This is a genomic window from Lactiplantibacillus sp. C232 (assembly GCF_023806725.1).
In the GTDB taxonomy this organism is placed as follows: Bacteria; Bacillota; Bacilli; order Lactobacillales; family Lactobacillaceae; genus Lactiplantibacillus; species Lactiplantibacillus plantarum.
Genome location: NZ_JAMSKZ010000008.1, coordinates 94,921 through 110,814, shown reverse-complemented (window position 1 = coordinate 110,814; position 15,894 = coordinate 94,921). Strand labels below are relative to the sequence as shown.

At 44.3% G+C, this 15,894-nt stretch carries 14 protein-coding genes; 1 reads left to right on the top strand and 13 read right to left on the bottom strand.

Annotated features, from left to right (window positions below):
* On the bottom strand, nt 1-2,525 hold a 2,525-nt coding region (locus MZO41_RS09350; protein WP_252129676.1), incomplete at its 3' end, for a lectin-like domain-containing protein.
* A gap of 306 nt (nt 2,526-2,831) precedes the next feature.
* Between MZO41_RS09350 and MZO41_RS09345 the strand changes: the two genes are divergently transcribed.
* Complete coding sequence (locus MZO41_RS09345) at nt 2,832-3,578, top strand: helix-turn-helix transcriptional regulator (RefSeq protein ID WP_003644185.1); 747 nt, start codon at nt 2,832-2,834, stop codon at nt 3,576-3,578.
* Nucleotides 3,579-3,702: 124 nt separating this feature from the next.
* Here MZO41_RS09345 and MZO41_RS09340 read toward each other — a convergent pair whose 3' ends face one another.
* From MZO41_RS09340 to MZO41_RS09285, 12 genes are all read right to left on the bottom strand, one after another.
* Nucleotides 3,703-4,479 (bottom strand): DUF4422 domain-containing protein, encoded by a 777-nt coding sequence (locus tag MZO41_RS09340; RefSeq protein WP_003643285.1) that lies wholly within the window; start codon nt 4,477-4,479, stop codon nt 3,703-3,705.
* A 135-nt stretch (nt 4,480-4,614) separates the two neighbouring features.
* Complete coding sequence (locus MZO41_RS09335) at nt 4,615-5,694, bottom strand: acyltransferase family protein (RefSeq protein ID WP_058906903.1); 1,080 nt, start codon at nt 5,692-5,694, stop codon at nt 4,615-4,617.
* Complete coding sequence (locus MZO41_RS09330) at nt 5,678-6,787, bottom strand: acyltransferase family protein (protein ID WP_003643283.1); 1,110 nt, start codon at nt 6,785-6,787, stop codon at nt 5,678-5,680. The genes MZO41_RS09335 and MZO41_RS09330 overlap by 17 nt, the downstream gene beginning before the upstream one ends.
* Entirely contained in the window at nt 6,784-8,004 is a 1,221-nt protein-coding gene (locus tag MZO41_RS09325; RefSeq protein ID WP_003643282.1) for a hypothetical protein, read from the bottom strand. The genes MZO41_RS09330 and MZO41_RS09325 overlap by 4 nt, the downstream gene beginning before the upstream one ends.
* The gene (locus tag MZO41_RS09320) at nt 7,991-8,614 is read right to left on the bottom strand and encodes a YveK family protein (RefSeq protein ID WP_003643281.1); all 624 of its coding nucleotides are present in this window, start codon (nt 8,612-8,614) and stop codon (nt 7,991-7,993) included. The genes MZO41_RS09325 and MZO41_RS09320 overlap by 14 nt, the downstream gene beginning before the upstream one ends.
* A 5-nt stretch (nt 8,615-8,619) precedes the next feature.
* Nucleotides 8,620-9,747, bottom strand: a complete 1,128-nt coding sequence (locus tag MZO41_RS09315) for a hypothetical protein (RefSeq protein WP_003643280.1) — start codon at nt 9,745-9,747, stop codon at nt 8,620-8,622.
* A gap of 21 nt (nt 9,748-9,768) precedes the next feature.
* Entirely contained in the window at nt 9,769-10,902 is a 1,134-nt protein-coding gene (gene glf / locus MZO41_RS09310) for a UDP-galactopyranose mutase (protein ID WP_013355410.1), read from the bottom strand.
* 356 nt (nt 10,903-11,258) lie between these two features.
* Entirely contained in the window at nt 11,259-12,191 is a 933-nt protein-coding gene (locus tag MZO41_RS09305; protein WP_013355409.1) for a glycosyltransferase family 2 protein, read from the bottom strand.
* Nucleotides 12,192-12,253: 62 nt separating this feature from the next.
* Complete coding sequence (locus MZO41_RS09300; protein ID WP_022638556.1) at nt 12,254-13,165, bottom strand: glycosyltransferase family 2 protein; 912 nt, start codon at nt 13,163-13,165, stop codon at nt 12,254-12,256.
* A 391-nt stretch (nt 13,166-13,556) separates the two neighbouring features.
* Nucleotides 13,557-13,952 carry a barstar family protein gene (locus MZO41_RS09295; RefSeq protein ID WP_072534105.1) on the bottom strand — a complete coding sequence of 132 codons (396 nt, stop codon included), beginning with the start codon at nt 13,950-13,952 and terminating at the stop codon, nt 13,557-13,559.
* A gap of 293 nt (nt 13,953-14,245) precedes the next feature.
* Nucleotides 14,246-14,656, bottom strand: a complete 411-nt coding sequence (locus MZO41_RS09290; protein ID WP_013355406.1) for an Imm63 family immunity protein — start codon at nt 14,654-14,656, stop codon at nt 14,246-14,248.
* Nucleotides 14,657-14,917: 261 nt separating this feature from the next.
* Entirely contained in the window at nt 14,918-15,835 is a 918-nt protein-coding gene (locus MZO41_RS09285) for a hypothetical protein (RefSeq protein ID WP_033607865.1), read from the bottom strand.
* Between the last annotated feature and the right edge of the window lie 59 nt (nt 15,836-15,894).

Genomic DNA, 15,894 nt, shown 5'->3' with positions numbered 1-15,894 from the left:
GTTCCATCCGTATAAACATAATGAATAGTCTCATTGACCGTTTTACTTTCCGTTGTCACGGTTGGAGCATTCTTGGTGTACACGATGGTAAATTCAAGGTCACTGGAATCGCCAGTAACCGTCTGCGTACTAATTTTGCTCTGATCTGGTGTGTAGCCCTTAATTGCTGGACTATCCACGGCCGCAAATTGTTGCGCTGCCGACCAACCCCCATATGTCTTTTCACCCGTGACAGCATCTGTAAATATAGTCCGTGTAAACGTGATGGGCTGGGCCACATAGTCATCGTGGGCTGTAGTTCCATCCGTATAAACATAATGAATAGTCTCATTGACCGTTTTACTTTCCGTTGCCACGATTGGGACATTCTTGGTGTACACGACGGTAAATTCAAGGTCACCAGAATCACCAGTAACCGTCTGCGCTGACACATGCTGCAAATCTGAATTAGGCGCATCAGTACTTGTTACTGTATAGCCCTTGATTTGTGGATTTGTAACTGCATCGAAATCTTGACTATTACCCAATACCCATCCAGAATCGACTGGTCTACCAGTTGTCGCATCTAGTTCTATCGATGTTGTAATTGTTGAATAGTAGGTTGTCGTCGTTCCATCCACCGGATTCGTCACGGTCAATATATGGATGGGATTGGCGGTGTAGCTAGTGGTCAACGCATGACCATTTTCATCAACATAATTAATAGTTTCGTTAACTGTCTTGACAATAGCCATATATTCAGGCACATATACATAGATAACAGTACCATTGTCACCCGATTGGATTAAGGTTCCATTGGCATCTAAACTTTTTGTGCCGGTAACTGAGCCATCATCCATCTTAATAAATCTATAATTGGGAATTATTAATTGTTTAGTGGTGTACCGACCATTGACATACGCTCCATCTGGATAATTAGCTGTTCCTTGAGCTAGCTGATGTCCAGTAGTATCAACATATTTTACATTCACAGTCGCTGCTTCTTGAAAATCGAAGCTAGTCAACTTAAATTGTTGTAAATTTTTAGCTGCACCAGTTGATGCACTGACAACCATGGCCATTGCTTGATAAGAACTGGCAACAGTCGTCTTCCAAGTTAATACTTTACCACTAGCTTGCGTATAACTAACGGTTAACGTTCTTGTAGCACCATCATAGTTAACTACAAAATCATGAAAGTTACCATCAATATCCGCTTTACTTAACGCCTGCGACTCTCCTGTATCTTGAGCCCACCATCGCTGTACCTTAGAACCATTCGCAGTCGAAATTTCTTGGTTACTCGTCTTGACAAAGGTGCCATATGGTGCGTTGGCTGAGTCACCATTCCAACCAAAGCCATTAGAATTTGTTGATGAGATTTCACTCCCATTTTTATCTGATGATGGTGCTTGGTAGCTATTAAACCATGTGTCTAGCTTGAACCCGATAGCGTCTTGCAATCCACCAATACCTAAATTACCACCAGCATTTCCCACGTCAGTTGTATTGCCACTGTGAAAAGCAAACCCAATTCCATCCGCACCATTCGGGTTAGACCCCAGATTTACCTGACCAGTTAATGTAAAGCTTTTATTCATATCAATCTTACTGGTTAATGAAAAATTACCAACTTGATTATTTTGATTGGGCGTAATAGTTACAATTCCCGTCTTGGCATCATATGTTGCAGATCCGTTCAAACTAAAATACTTTAGGAAATTGTCCTTGTCTACATGAGTCAAGGCCGCTTCATCAGAGATCAACGCTTTACTTGTACGAAGCTGCTGTAACAATGTGCTATATGACACTTTTGTCTTGGTGGAGTACTTTTTAACACTAGTCGAGGTAGCACGAACCGCTTTGCCCGTAGTCGTAGTTGTTAATGATTGGGCTTGGCTTTTAGTGCTATTAATCTTCCGACTACTTGTACTGGTTGTCTGACTAGTATTTTTCGCACTACTGGATTCTTGATTGCTTGTACGGGTCGCTTGATTAATACTCTTGGCACTGTTAGCTTCTTGATTGCTTGTACTGGTTGCCTGACTAGTATTTTTCGTACTACTGGATTCTTGATTGCTTGTACGGGTCGCTTGATTAATACTCTTGGCACTGTTAGCTTCTTGATTGCTTGTACTGGTTGCCTGACTAGTATTTTTCGCACTACTGGATTCTTGTTTGCTTGTACTGGTTGCCTGACTAGTATTTTGAACGCTACTATTTTCTTGGCTAGTTGCGCTGACCGCCTTATTGACAACACTCGCGCTAGCGTCTTGATTAATTGATGCACTAACACTTTTATCATCATTTGTAAGAATCACATTACTAGACGTATGCTGATTTTTAGACGCATCAGTAGAGATGCTCGTCACATGTTGAGATGCTGAATCGTTCGTCACTTCGGAATCTGCTGCGGCGGCCCGTGTCATAGTAACAGTACCTACCCCCAATGAAACCAACGTAATCCCCATAATAGCCCAGTTTTTTCCACATTTATAAAGCTTATAGTGTGTTTTATGCTCTCCAAAATTATCCTTTTTTAACATAAAAATCTATCCTTTCGCACGATTTTGTAAAAAATCATGCGAAAGGATAGGTGTAAAATGGGACATTATAATTAAAGTTTCTCAGTTAAATTCACGATAAGTATAGCATTACCTATTTGATAACGCAGAATATATAGCACGATTTTTTACAAAAGCATGCTAAAGTTACCTTGTTGCCTTAATTAATCATAATGGTAACATCTTTCTACTACAAAATAAATTACATTTAATAATTTTTGTGTTGTCCATGAATGATTTGTATTGCAAAATATCAAATTTAATAATTATGATGGAAGGTCTCTAATTATGAACATTGCACGCTTTACTCCCTTGCGTATCTCATCATCCGAGCAAGAATTCATTTTAAATTTTTCATTATTGGAACATGATCTGATACACTTTTTTAAAATACGTGATTTCGATCACGCAATTAGTCGCATCAATAAATTCAAGGAAGTTCATCCTATAAATTGTATCGATGCAGAAATACTTAATCAACTTCTACTGGGCTTAATTGGTAGCTTAACAGCAGCTAGTTATACCCACAATCTCAACCTAAATGACTTCCTAAAATTGCGATTATATTTCTTTAATTTTATTAAAAAATCACCTTGTACATCATCGACATTTTGGCCATTAAGCAATGATATCATTACTACTTATTTCAATTTATTAGACAACTTCGACTTTCATGTTTCTTACCAGAATCTATCAAAACAAGTGGCTTTAACGGCTTATTACATCAGTGCCCATCCACAAGAACTTACTAACAGTCATGGAGTTCTGCATACTTTAAACTTGAACAATGATTACACCCAAAAACTGTTCAAAAAAGAACTAGGATTTTCAATTAATGCGTATATTCAGCATATTAAATTATCAGAAGCCAAGCGTTTGTTACTACAACGTCAGCTATCTGTCGGTAAAATCGCATCTTTATTGCACTTTTATGACACCCCTACGTTCTCAAAAACATTCAAAAAGGCTGTAGGTTTGTCACCACTCAAGTATCGTGAACTAAACTATCTGTCGTTAACAAGTCAGTCCTATTAATATGACCTGGTCACTATTAAACGCGTACTGGTGGTTATCGATACACGTTACTTGATGTTCATGGTACACCAGGATCACCTACTCAACACTTCAATTTGTCTGCATTAAATTGAAATGTCAAACGTTAAAAATGGGTCCGCTTGGCAGCTTGTGGAAAGAACTTACGTTTCAACAGATTATACGCTTTCGCCGGTAACTGTTGCTTTTCCATGTACATTACCGGGACTTCCACGTACTTAAGTTGGTTATGGTTGATCCACACGTCCAATAGGAACTCAGATAAGTACCCGAAAACGCGAGCTTCTTGGACATCGTAATCCGCAATATCGATCCGGTCACACACAGCAAACAGAATATCAAAGACCCATTTGGCATAGTCGTCAAACTTAGGACCCGCCATAATCATCATGTTAAACATGTGCGCCGACGTTTGATGCATCAACTGATCAAAATCATCTAAGTAGGCGGCATGACGTTCACTAATAACCGTTCGCATCATGTCCAGTGGTTCCCGATGATGTGCGTGAACGTAATGTGAATAATTCGATTCAATATAATAATGGCGCTTTTTTGGTACGATGACATCATATTGCTGCAATAAACTTTCAATTTCGGTCATTGATAAAATACCGGCTAATTTGCGTTTAGGTGCCTCAGACAAGTAGCGTCGATATTGATTCAAACCCTTAACATCCGCATGACAGTTCTTCCAGATCCAGTACATCGCCGTTAGCTCGTTAAAGTTCGGGTTGCTTGCCGAAATGTTGTCACCGACGTTATCAGGTTGATAATTTTGTGGTGCACCCCCATGGATCGCAGCACCAACAAAAATAGGTCGGTAAGTTGGATCCTGTGGCATTTGATACGGCTTATGAGCCGCTACATAAATTTGTACTTTCATTTGCCAGTCCCCCTCTGGTATGAAATTTGTGCTTCAAATCATGATAAATTTTCCATCATTTAATAATGCAAGTATTTGCACGTGACTGTTAGGTCAATTAATTATCTCGGTATTTGCCGGATTATACACAGTAATTTAACGACGTTGTAGCCGGCGAAATAGATACTGCCGAGGTAAAAAACAAGCTCGAATTCCCGGAAGATGCGGAATTGCCAGCATGGCAACCGTCACGAAGCCAATCCGGTAACTGATTGCGATGATCGTCGTCACGAGTGGTCCCATATGGGTAATCAAATGATTCGTCAACCATCCTTCAATGCCAATCACGTTTAGATCGATCAAATGAAAACACAGAACCACTAGCGATAACTGACCGTAGCGTTTTAACCACTTAATCGGCCGCGCATTCGGATAATGACTAAGCCAGTCACTGACGCGAATGATACACAAACTGCCAGCAACACCCCCCATGACGCTAATCAACAGATTAGGCGATGTTGGAACTGTCAACGCAAAATAACCCTGAAAAGCACTCACTAACCACATGAACGTGAATAATAAATACCAAGCTGATGATATCCGACTTAGCAGGGCTGTTTGTTTAACGAGGTAACCAGCATATAAAAAGAGCTGTGCTAACAACGCGGCGTTAACGGCCCACGGTAAATAAGCGGCATGACCGAGCCAACCACCTAAGATTGCGAAAATAGCGAACACCCCGCCCCGTACAATGGCCTGACGCCAGCGCTGATGACGTCGGGCCGTTAGTAGCATCACACCATTGAACAGTTGCAGCACAATAAACATACTGAGCAAGAACCACACGGCCCCAATCGGTTGAACTTGCCAGTGCCACGGATTGAACACTGCCGAACCGGCCCCGTATGCCGTGGCAATTAGTCCTTGTCGCCAGCTTGGAAAATACGCATTAAGGAGCGGATTCGGTAATAATCGGGCTATCGCACTTACGACTAAGAGCACAACTGCCGTTGCGAGATACGGTAGTAATAGGTTAATGATGCCACGCTGACATTCTTGTCGTGCCGGGCGTGAGCGATACAAATAACCGCTCAACATGAAGAAAATCGGCATGTGAAAGGCGAAGATCAAACTACCGAAGAATTGCCCGTTATAGGGGCCCAAGGTATGACCAATCACGACCGCTAAAATTGCGATTCCCTTTGCAATATCGATCCACTCAATTCTTTTGCGCATTAACAGAGCCTCCTATTAACTGGGAGCCACCAAATAAATCTGGTAATAACCGTTGCAACCAGCGGACATGTCGTAATAACCATACTAGTTCAACGCTAACGATCAGCACCGCGATACTCCAGAGCCAACCAGACCACCACGCACCAATAATTGGTGTCAGCAACCGATTAATGACCATAAATGGTGTAATCAGTAGACCGGCCACCAGCATATCACCATAACCCGTTTGAACAAAGTTATGCCGGCGTACTGCTTTGGACCGTGGCCGGTTCATCATCCAGGTGGCAATCGTCACCCACAGCGTCAAACATGGAATTGCCTGAAAGGTTTGGGCAAATGGCTGGCTGCTGATAAGGTCAAAATTCTTTTCCAGATTCACTTGATACATCGTGACCGACACCATCACGGCATAGCACCCACATGTCAGCAGCCACGCCACTAAGAGATGTTCTCGCGTAATCCGGTGTAACACCTCCGTTTGGCTCAACCAATACCCCATCAATGCAAAAAAGCAACCGGCCGTAATCGCGAGCGGCGAATTAACACTGATCGTCGTCAAACCAGTGAAATAGGCCAAGATTGGTACCATGCCAATAAATACGAGCTCCGCCCAAAATAGGTATTGCTGAATCGCAACACTCGCATGGTGTGCAATCACCCTTAACAACGGCAAGGTGACAAAGAAGCCCAACAGCTCATACAAAATGTCATAAAAGCCCACGGGCGCTTGGGCTAACGCGGTTAAAAAGCCGGCAATGTTAAAACTATTTAAACTGCCTTGGGTCACCAAGTCTTCAAGATAGAAGGCCAGTGAGAATAAGGTAATTCCGCCTATTATCCATAAGACTCGGCGAATCAACTGTGGCACGGTCAATGCCGTGCGCCGCAATTGATAGGCGCCCAGGGCCATCAACAATAAGTTGGGGCCCGCTGCCGTTATTAATGCAATGACGAGCTGCGGATAGAACCAGATACTTTGTGGTTGGTGGCTAAAACTAAATACCGCGTTCATCCCGGTATCACCGAATAGAATTAACATCAGGGCGATGATCAGGATCAACCGCTGGACCCGATAAGCCTGTTGATGATTCATCGGCACGACGCCCCCCTTCGAATAACGACAGGTTGGTCAAATGCGGGGCCGACTGCCGTTTGATAATTTGGTAAATCAGCGAATAACATCAGAATAAAGACGTTATACGTTACTTCTAAGAAGTGCTGATCAAACATACTACTGATGGCAATGGCCACAAAGATTACCGGCAACAAATAATCGTGTTGCCGCGTACGTTGATACAAAAACCAGGTCATACCGATAATTATAATCAGCGTTAATAGTAATCCGTATGAAATCAACATATTTAAGAATGACGAGTCAATGAAGAAATACGTTGCATCACCAACACCATTGGTAAACGTTTCAAACCGATCGCCGCCCCAACCATTAATTGGAATCGGGGCTTGGCCGAATAATTTAACGCCATATGCTAATAACGCGTTATTCCCTAGCGCGAGTCGCGTGGACAAGGTATTATTGAGCGCTACCAGCAACCGGTCTTGATAATTAAAAATATTCGACAACCCAATAATTAGCCCACTAGCAAGTGGTAACATCAAAAAGCTATACCGAATCATCGGCCGAAGCCACCGAAGCTGACGGCGATAGATATAGACCAAGTACAAGCTGATCAAAACGAGTAAAGCAATCACATCCGTCATCGTTTTCGTAAACTGGTAAATCATTGCCAGGCCAAACAACACGGGTAATAGCGCTACTAATCGAAAACGACGGGCCAATAAATACAAATACGCCGCACACAGATAGAAAATATGGGCCGCAAAATCAGTGGTATACACGACACCAAACGACTGACGTAACCCATCGGCAGTTGCAAACGTAATATTTTTAATCAGTCCGACTTCCGCAGCAACTAGCGCTAACAAGAGAATCGTCCCCACGACGCCCAGATAAACTTGAATGATCTGCCGAAACGAAACTTCCCGGGCTGCAATCACCAACATGATTGTCGGCATCAAATAATGCGCACCCGATGTGAGTGTCACGACAGTCACCAGTACAAGTAAACTGACTTCTCCAATAATTTGGCCGGGGGTCAAGGTATCTAAGCAAACCACGAGGCCCAGTAATGCGGCCAAAGTCGCTAATTCAATCAAAACGCCCACTCGATGCGGTATCATCTCGTTAAAGGTCGTCGTCTGTAGTGTGACTGAGGCTAAGTAGATTCCGAAGATAATCAGATAGAGCACATTACGGTGCTGCTGCATACTTGCTCCCCTACGTCTCATCATCGTGCCGCCCCCAACCCTGACCATATTTCACGAGGTACGGACTCAGCAACGCCAAGCCGCCCCCAACAACTAATATTAACTTCCAAAGCGCCCCGCGAATCACGTTCGTCTCACGCGTTACGGTACGTTTAACTGTCTTCACTCGATAATTTTTTAAGCCCGTCAGATTAGCTTTAATCGCCACATTGAACGCCTGAACATTCTGCTGGGCCACTTGCCGTGAACTACTCGTTGCTGTCACTCGCAAGACCGGTCGCCGCGCAACTGGTGCCGCTTGGACCGACTCACTCAGTTCCTGAATCGGTTGCCAAATGCCATAATGCGCATAGGCATAAGTGCTGGCTCGAGTCAGCACTGCACTCTGGTGTGGCATCACGTTGAACTGCGTGATAGCTTTGATATCCTGGCGTCGCTGACGTTTTAGACGGGCTGTTGACAGCCCTGAACGCGGCGTTTGCGCAATCTGAATATCAACAGATGCTTGATACACCGGCTTAGGTAGCCATCGATTGCCCGCCCATCCAAGGCCGACGCTTAGCATAATGATCAGCAATTCGAGCGGCAACCACCGCCACGCTAGACTAAAGCGTTCCTTTGGCTGTACCTTCATGTGCCTCACTCACTCCCACGTAGACTAATTTGAAATTGGCTCCAGAGATAATCAGTGACCAATAGATGCTGCTGCCCCACTGCTTTAAATCGCCGATCAAGTAACCGATAACGTGGCTGTTTCTGAACTTTTTCAGCTGTCGTCAAGTCAAATATTAACCGGTAGCGATGCTTGGTGGTCGGTATCAAATTCACCGCGGTCACTCGTTGTGACTGCGCATGATTTAGCTTAACGCGACCAACCAACCTGACCGGACGCGTCAACCGATTGGCACGATAAATGGCCAACTGCGTACCGCGCTGACGAAACAGGTATAAGTGTTGATCAATCAAGCTCATTCCAGCGACTTGGCGCGCTGGGAGCTTTCCTAGTTGTAACGCGTGCCAAGCTTTGATCCGTCCAGTCTTCGTGAGCTGTCCATAATAGAGTTTGGCGCGACTGCTTTGGCGATCAATGCCGCGAACCATAACAACCGCTGAACGAGTCGTACCTGGAAAGACGGCCTGAACCCGACCTTGCTTAAAATCAGCCCCGTTAAAGTTCAACCGTTGATGTTGCCAATCTTTAAAATTAGTCGTCCAGTAACGGTCTTGCCCATCTATCAACGTCAAGCGGCCATTCGCGTACCAGACACTCGGCCGTGACAATTGCACATGCGGATAACTAATGGGTAGTTTCGTCCATATCCGGCCGTCTTGGCTGGTACTGATACGACCGTACGTTGTCGCATCACCTCGCTGCTGTCGATTTTGAAAGACCGGCGTGGCGGTATTCTGAGTACCGGCTTGTAAATACCGTGCTTGACGTAGCGTCTTGCGTAGCTCCGCCGTCGTCTGTGCAGAACGATACTTTAGATGCACTGTTTGATTACGGCGCGGCAACAAAGTCGACAATGGATCGCGAGTCGTTAAGACATAGCCATTAATGCCAGATTGAAATAAATTGCGGTGATTGACCTTACCTACTAAGGTAATTGGTCCGGGTGAAATAATCGGCGTCCCATTTTGATCAGTTTGATAAATCCGCGTGACCGTGTCTTGACCGCGCTGAATACTCAGGGCGTAGCAAGCATATCCCAATAATAGTGCGAGCAATGCTAGGCTCCCCCACACAATTGCTAGCCGTTTTCTCATCTTCAATCATCACACATTCTTTTATTTGGTCGTTGCAAATTCCGACGCGACTGTCACTAAGGCCGCGTGAATCACTTGGTGCATGTCATAGTAGCGATACTGGCCTAGTCGACCACCAAAGATGACTTGGGGTTCAGCCGCGGCGAGCTTCGCATACTGTTTGTAGAGCGTATTGTTGGTTTGATTATTGACCGGATAATACGGCTCGTCACCCCGCTGCCAGTTCGCTGGAAATTCACGTGTAATTACAGTTTGATCCGCATCGCCCTTACCGAACTCAAAGTGTTTGTGTTCGATAACACGGGTATACGGCGTCTCAGCATCAGTGTAATTGACTACGGCATTACCTTGATAATTATCCACGGGCACGGTTTCAGTCTCAAAACGTAGTGAACGGTAGGCTAATTCCCCTAACTGATATTCAAAGAATTGGTCAATCATCCCGGTAAAGACGACTTTCGGGTATTGGGCAAGATACTCAGCCTTATGCGCAAAGAAGTCGGTGTTCGTTTCCACGGTAATTTCAGGATGAGCTAACATCTTCTCAACAATCTGCGTATAACCACCGATGGGAATACCTTGATAAGTATCGTTAAAGTAATTGTTATCGTAAGTGTAGCGTACCGGTAACCGCCGAATAATGAACGCTGGTAAATCCGTAGCCTTTTGTCCCCACTGCTTTTCCGTATAACCCTTGATCAGCTTTTCGTAAATATCGGTCCCAATCAACGCAATTGCTTGTTCCTCCAAGTTGCGTGGTTGGTGATCACCGAGATTCGCCGCCGCGCGTTGTTCCGCAATCTTAGCGGCTGCTTCTGCCGGTGTCCGAACGCCCCAGAGTTCACTGAACGTATTCATGTTGAACGGCAGGTTGTACATGTGACCCTTGTAATTAGCGACTGGGCTATTCGTATAACGGTTAAATTCCGCAAATTGATTAACGTAATCCCAAATTTCACGATCCGAAGTGTGGAAGATATGAGCCCCGTATTGGTGGACTTGAATCCCCGCCACTTCCTTAGTGTAGATATTACCAGCAATGTGGTCGCGCTTTTCAATCACTTTGACCCGTTTACCGCGTAAGGCTGCTTCATGAGCAAAGACGGCACCAAATAGTCCCGCACCAACTACCAAATAATCGTATTGTTCGTTCATGTGAATTCCCCCAAAATTAACTTGTTCTTGGTGAATTATAACAAACATTACGTGATAAACAATCGCTCAACATACGGATATAATGGGTTTTAATCAAATATTGGGGCTTGCTAAATTAAGTTTACTATCTAAATAACAAATAATATTATGATTACCCGTTTAAACGCGTTTGTGCCGAGCCACGTCTAGTCCGTCATCTGATTTAGATGTTACCGACTAATAATCCGTTCCGGTCAGACCGCCAACCACAATATTTATCATCTGAGATTAGGAAATAAATTCGAAAATTAAATTTTGCGGGGTCCAAAAAGCCGTCCTAATTAGTCAGACTAACTTGGACGGTCAACGGGTGACGTTTAAAATTTCTGCCCCGGCATAAAATTAAGGTTCAAGCCTTCTTTTTCAATCGCCGCGTCCCGCAACGCTTGCGTATAGGCCTTGATGACCATTTTATGATAACCCCGATAAAATGGCCCGCATAGCTTGAATAGCAAGCGAGCATAGAAATAGCTCAGCCAGGCCAGACTAACCACTGGATTGGCCCGCCAGCGTTTGATGGTAATGAACCGGTTGCGTAGGCCGTAGTAGAGCCGCCAATCTGGAATAAAGCTAGTCTTTAGGTCCAGCGACGGTAAATAGGTCTTGTGAATCAACTTGGCCGCACTCACGTTGACTGGTTTGGACAACTTGGCCGTCCGGACCGCGTATTCACAGTCATCCCACCAAATGAAGAAGCCCGCATCGGCCACACCGACTTGCTTAACGATCGCCAGGCTCATGAAGACGCCACAGAACGTGTATTGGTCAAACTCAAAGTTACCCGTGTAAGCCGCTTCAGGCACTGCCTGCGTCCGAAAAGTACTCCAACTTGTGAAGCGATTGCGTTGATCCACTTGCAGGCGACCATCTTCCACGTATACGCTCCCCGTCAGGATTTGGCGATTCGGATGGGTCGAATGATACGCGATTAATTTTTCAAAATAGTCCGCTTCAAAAATGGCATCGTCATCGGATAGTGAGACCCAGTCAAGGTTCGGGTCGGCCTGAGCAATCTGCATGCCCCGCGCAAACCCACCGGCACCGCCGATATTTTGTTCCAAATAGCGATAGTCGACCTGCGAATTCGTCAAGATACCCTGATGTTCCAGCGCCGCACGCGTCCCATCGGTCGAATGATTATCAATGATGATGATCTTGGTCGGCGGCACCGTCTGATTCATCAGTGCCGTAATTGATTCAAGTAATAATTTTTTGCGGTTAAAAGTTACCACAACTGCCCCATATTGCATGTTCGTCCACTCCTAAATCGTTTCGTTGACCAGCTTTGGTCTGTCTTCTAATTGTGCCGTCATCACGATGGTAAAAAAGCGAGTTGGCGCCCCAATCGTGCGTGCCAACCATCTCGATAGCCGGTCACGTAGGCTTTGATCAGCGGCCATGCCTGGCCCCAGCGATTCCGGAAGAGTAGAATCGCCAGTAATTTACGTGCCAAAAAGCGGCGACAATACCAGCGCGTCACGCGATTAGCACCGCGATGCTTCAGCAATAACGCGATGCGGTTGCGCATCACGTAATACTCTTTCCACGGTGCAATCGAGGCGCGCATGTAAGTCGTTTTGTGTAAGACTTTGGCTGCACTAAGATTCATGAACCGACCGTACTTCAACGCGCGGACCGCGTATTCAAAATCATCAAACCGAATAAAATAATCTTGCTCAGGCAAGCCAATGTCTTCGACCACTTGCCGGCTCATTAAGACCCCGACAAATGAGAAAATGTCATACATAAAATCCTGCACGTAAGTGGCTTCACTGACTGGTTTGACCGTCAATGTCGCCGGATTCGTAATCAACTCGCGATGCATCATGTCGTGCGTGCCGTCCGGTAGTAGGACTGAGCCGGAAAAGACTTGTTGCTGTGGATGGTCAGCGATACCCGCCCGCATGGCCTTGAAATACCCCGGCTCAAACAGCGCGTCGTCATCTGAAATCGAGATCCAATCACAGTCGGTCTGCAACGCCAGCCGCATTCCAGTCGCAAATCCTGCTGAGCCACCCAAGTTTTGTGCACAGCGGACATAGTGTAGCCGTTGATTATCGAAGTCAAAGCGCTGATTAATATAGCCCTCAGTCCCGTCCGTCGACGCATTATCAATCACGAAGATGGTCTCCGGTGCCGCTTCTTGGTTCAGGGCACTCTCCAACGCTTCCCCCAAAAGTTGTTTTCGATTGTAAGTGACAATCACACATGCTATTTTAGCCATAAGCTTCCCCCAAAGTGCGTTCTATACTAGCAGTCGCGAACTAAATCAGTCCCCTGCCGTTCCCAAAATCACAGTGATACCTCACACTGCTCTAGTGTGCATTATAGCTAGAAGCGAAACACCAAGACAAGCACTTAAATTTTTAAGTTTGGTGAATTAATATTCTGTATTAAATAATCTGTGAAATGATATTAATGCGCTTTTGAGCCGATGAACGCAAAAAAGCCACGGCACATTGGCACGTGGCTGATTAGTTGGTACGGATTGAATTGCGTTTGACAAATCATTACTTGGTCAGTTGCTATTTTAATTAATTTTCATGATTCTGTTGGGATATAACTGTATATTGACCAATTTTTATTCGCGCTTACGAACGATCACTTTGGCCGTCTTAATTAACAAGGTACACGTTAAAGGCCCTGGTTTTCCCACCAACCACGAACTTCAACACGTCCTTCTCCCAAAATGGCAAAATGTCATCCTTAAAGATTTCCATCGAATCCTTCCTGGCTCTCAGATCTTTTCTTAAAAAAGAACCATAATCATCAATAATCACACAAATTTGTTGATTAGGGATCCAACTCAAATCTGTCATCCAATCTGCGTAAGCATCCCACCCCTGATAGTCAGGCATGGCGAACTTTTCACCCATGAAGTCGAGAAAACATCGCTTTGTTTGTATTTTCGTTCCTGGAACTTCCACCGTATAACAATCCACTGTTTTCAGCTGTATTTTGAGCTTTTTAACCTCCATGCGGTTGATATATGAAATCACGTTATTTGTCACGACGTTTACCTCACTTTAATTTGGGAAGCGTCGCATCGTAGTTAGACGTAAAGCATCTAGGTCTGCGCCTACCATTGACACGTTCACATTCCTAATCCCATTTAGTTTTCGATTATTATGTCACACTATTTTCACTAAGCCGCCCGATTTAATTGGCAGCTCCGACCATCACTAGTCTTCAAGCGATTGTCAAAGTCGGGTTCTATTACTGATGGGTAATAACGTGCTAGCAGACTTGGCGTAACTGAATCACTAGGTTGAAAGTATTGGCTCGATTTGGCAGTTCTGGATTCTTATAATGGCGCTGTTTTCAATCCTTCACTAATTTCTATTTCTCCAGCTTTCTTATAATTTTCACCTACCATACTTAATAATCTTAATTTTTGATCAAAAATAACTTTTCTTTGTGTTTGATTTGATGAAATGTGCGCTCTCATGTACGCAATCGCTAACGTATCAGTAATAGAACTAATAACCCAATATGTTATTTCAAACAGGTTATCTGTCACATTATGCGTATTTTCCGTTCCGCGCTCACTATACACAAAATGATATCTCTGACCGTCCGAATAAATGTAAAAGCCATCTGCACTCCCATGATTATTTTCAACGAAATTGTACTCGTTAATACGACTAAGATCTCCCAATCTGGAAGCCCGTTCTACGATATGAATTTTCAAATCTTCCGTTGAAAGTTTAAACATGACATCGCCCCCTATTTGTTATTAACGCAACACATGCCCGTTGAACGAGTTCTTCGATAGATGTCCCTTGATTTCAATCAATAAGGACGCGCGCTCTCTGGGCTTATTTGGTATTCGATTACTTATATCAGATTTTCAACACTTCAATGAATCCTCTTGAGCATCATCCTCGCCAGGATTGTCCGAATAACAAGACACAATACTGGAATAATTAGCCCTAATGTATCCTCCAAAATGATTGTCTTGCAGTGGCATAAACGTTTACTCCAATGCTTGGTGTACTGCAGTTAACCAGTTCTGCCAAACCTCCGTCTGAACACGTTGGTTGTGCGGCAAATAAACTGTCTTCCAGATTTCACTGGTCAACTTACGCAGTGGTTGCGCATGCAAGGCATTGTCTGTGCAAAAGACTTCATAGTATTCTTTTGCCATCAACAGTACAGTTAGGCTACTAGCCTTAGTATCGGTTTCAGCATTCGCAGAAAATTTTCTACCCCATGCTTTGTACCTTTCATTGGCATCATTAACCTTCGAATATTGTTGTAAATAGTTTCCTAGCTCGCTGCCATTAGTGACTTGATAATAATGCCGCATAAAAGCGAGCTGTGCCTGAAATGATTGTTCAACAGTCAACATCTCAGGGTTGTCTTCCATTGGAATTTTGGGGCGCGGAGCTGGCAAGACCTGGGCGACTGGAAATTGATTTTTCCGAAAGCCTTTCTTCTTCGGATTAGGCAAGGACTGTCCCTTTTTGAGAAAAGGCGATTCATTCACCGGCACCACATTTGGATTCGTAATCCAATTAACCGCGGCAACCCAATTTTGCCACACGGGTTCCTGATTCCGTTTCACTTCTGGCATCTCACAAATCATTCGAATGCGACACGTCAAATTTCGAGATACAGACGTTATTTCCGCAACATCTGGTAAATATTCATTCACGAATTGCTTAACCGCTTGAAAACTTTCTAACACAGTGTGGTCCTCGTCACTCACGTCGATAAAAAATGCATGCCAGTCATCGGCAATTGCTTGATCAAATAGTTCACCATCGTCACTCCATAATGTGACACTTCCCAATAGACTTCCTAGACTATCATCTTTGCTAGTCCAGTAGTATGAATCCAAAAACTCAGACATTGAGAAGTAGCTCTCCTGCTCATCCACTCTTTTCTCCAAAGTAATCCCACCCATTCTGTACACGACCCACCGGATATTCCGTTTTTCATCCTCGAAAC

What these genes read in the sequence shown, in the direction of transcription:
- MZO41_RS09345 (WP_003644185.1), top strand. Translation starts at nt 2,832, where the DNA reads ATGAACATTGCACGCTTTACTCCCTTGCGTATCTCATCATCCGAGCAA.
- MZO41_RS09340 (WP_003643285.1), bottom strand. Translation starts at nt 4,479, where the DNA reads ATGAAAGTACAAATTTATGTAGCGGCTCATAAGCCGTATCAAATGCCA.
- MZO41_RS09335 (WP_058906903.1), bottom strand. Translation starts at nt 5,694, where the DNA reads ATGCGCAAAAGAATTGAGTGGATCGATATTGCAAAGGGAATCGCAATT.
- MZO41_RS09330 (WP_003643283.1), bottom strand. Translation starts at nt 6,787, where the DNA reads ATGAATCATCAACAGGCTTATCGGGTCCAGCGGTTGATCCTGATCATC.
- MZO41_RS09325 (WP_003643282.1), bottom strand. Translation starts at nt 8,004, where the DNA reads ATGATGAGACGTAGGGGAGCAAGTATGCAGCAGCACCGTAATGTGCTC.
- MZO41_RS09320 (WP_003643281.1), bottom strand. Translation starts at nt 8,614, where the DNA reads ATGAAGGTACAGCCAAAGGAACGCTTTAGTCTAGCGTGGCGGTGGTTG.
- MZO41_RS09315 (WP_003643280.1), bottom strand. Translation starts at nt 9,747, where the DNA reads ATGAGAAAACGGCTAGCAATTGTGTGGGGGAGCCTAGCATTGCTCGCA.
- glf (WP_013355410.1), bottom strand. Translation starts at nt 10,902, where the DNA reads ATGAACGAACAATACGATTATTTGGTAGTTGGTGCGGGACTATTTGGT.
- MZO41_RS09305 (WP_013355409.1), bottom strand. Translation starts at nt 12,191, where the DNA reads ATGCAATATGGGGCAGTTGTGGTAACTTTTAACCGCAAAAAATTATTA.
- MZO41_RS09300 (WP_022638556.1), bottom strand. Translation starts at nt 13,165, where the DNA reads ATGGCTAAAATAGCATGTGTGATTGTCACTTACAATCGAAAACAACTT.
- MZO41_RS09290 (WP_013355406.1), bottom strand. Translation starts at nt 14,656, where the DNA reads ATGTTTAAACTTTCAACGGAAGATTTGAAAATTCATATCGTAGAACGG.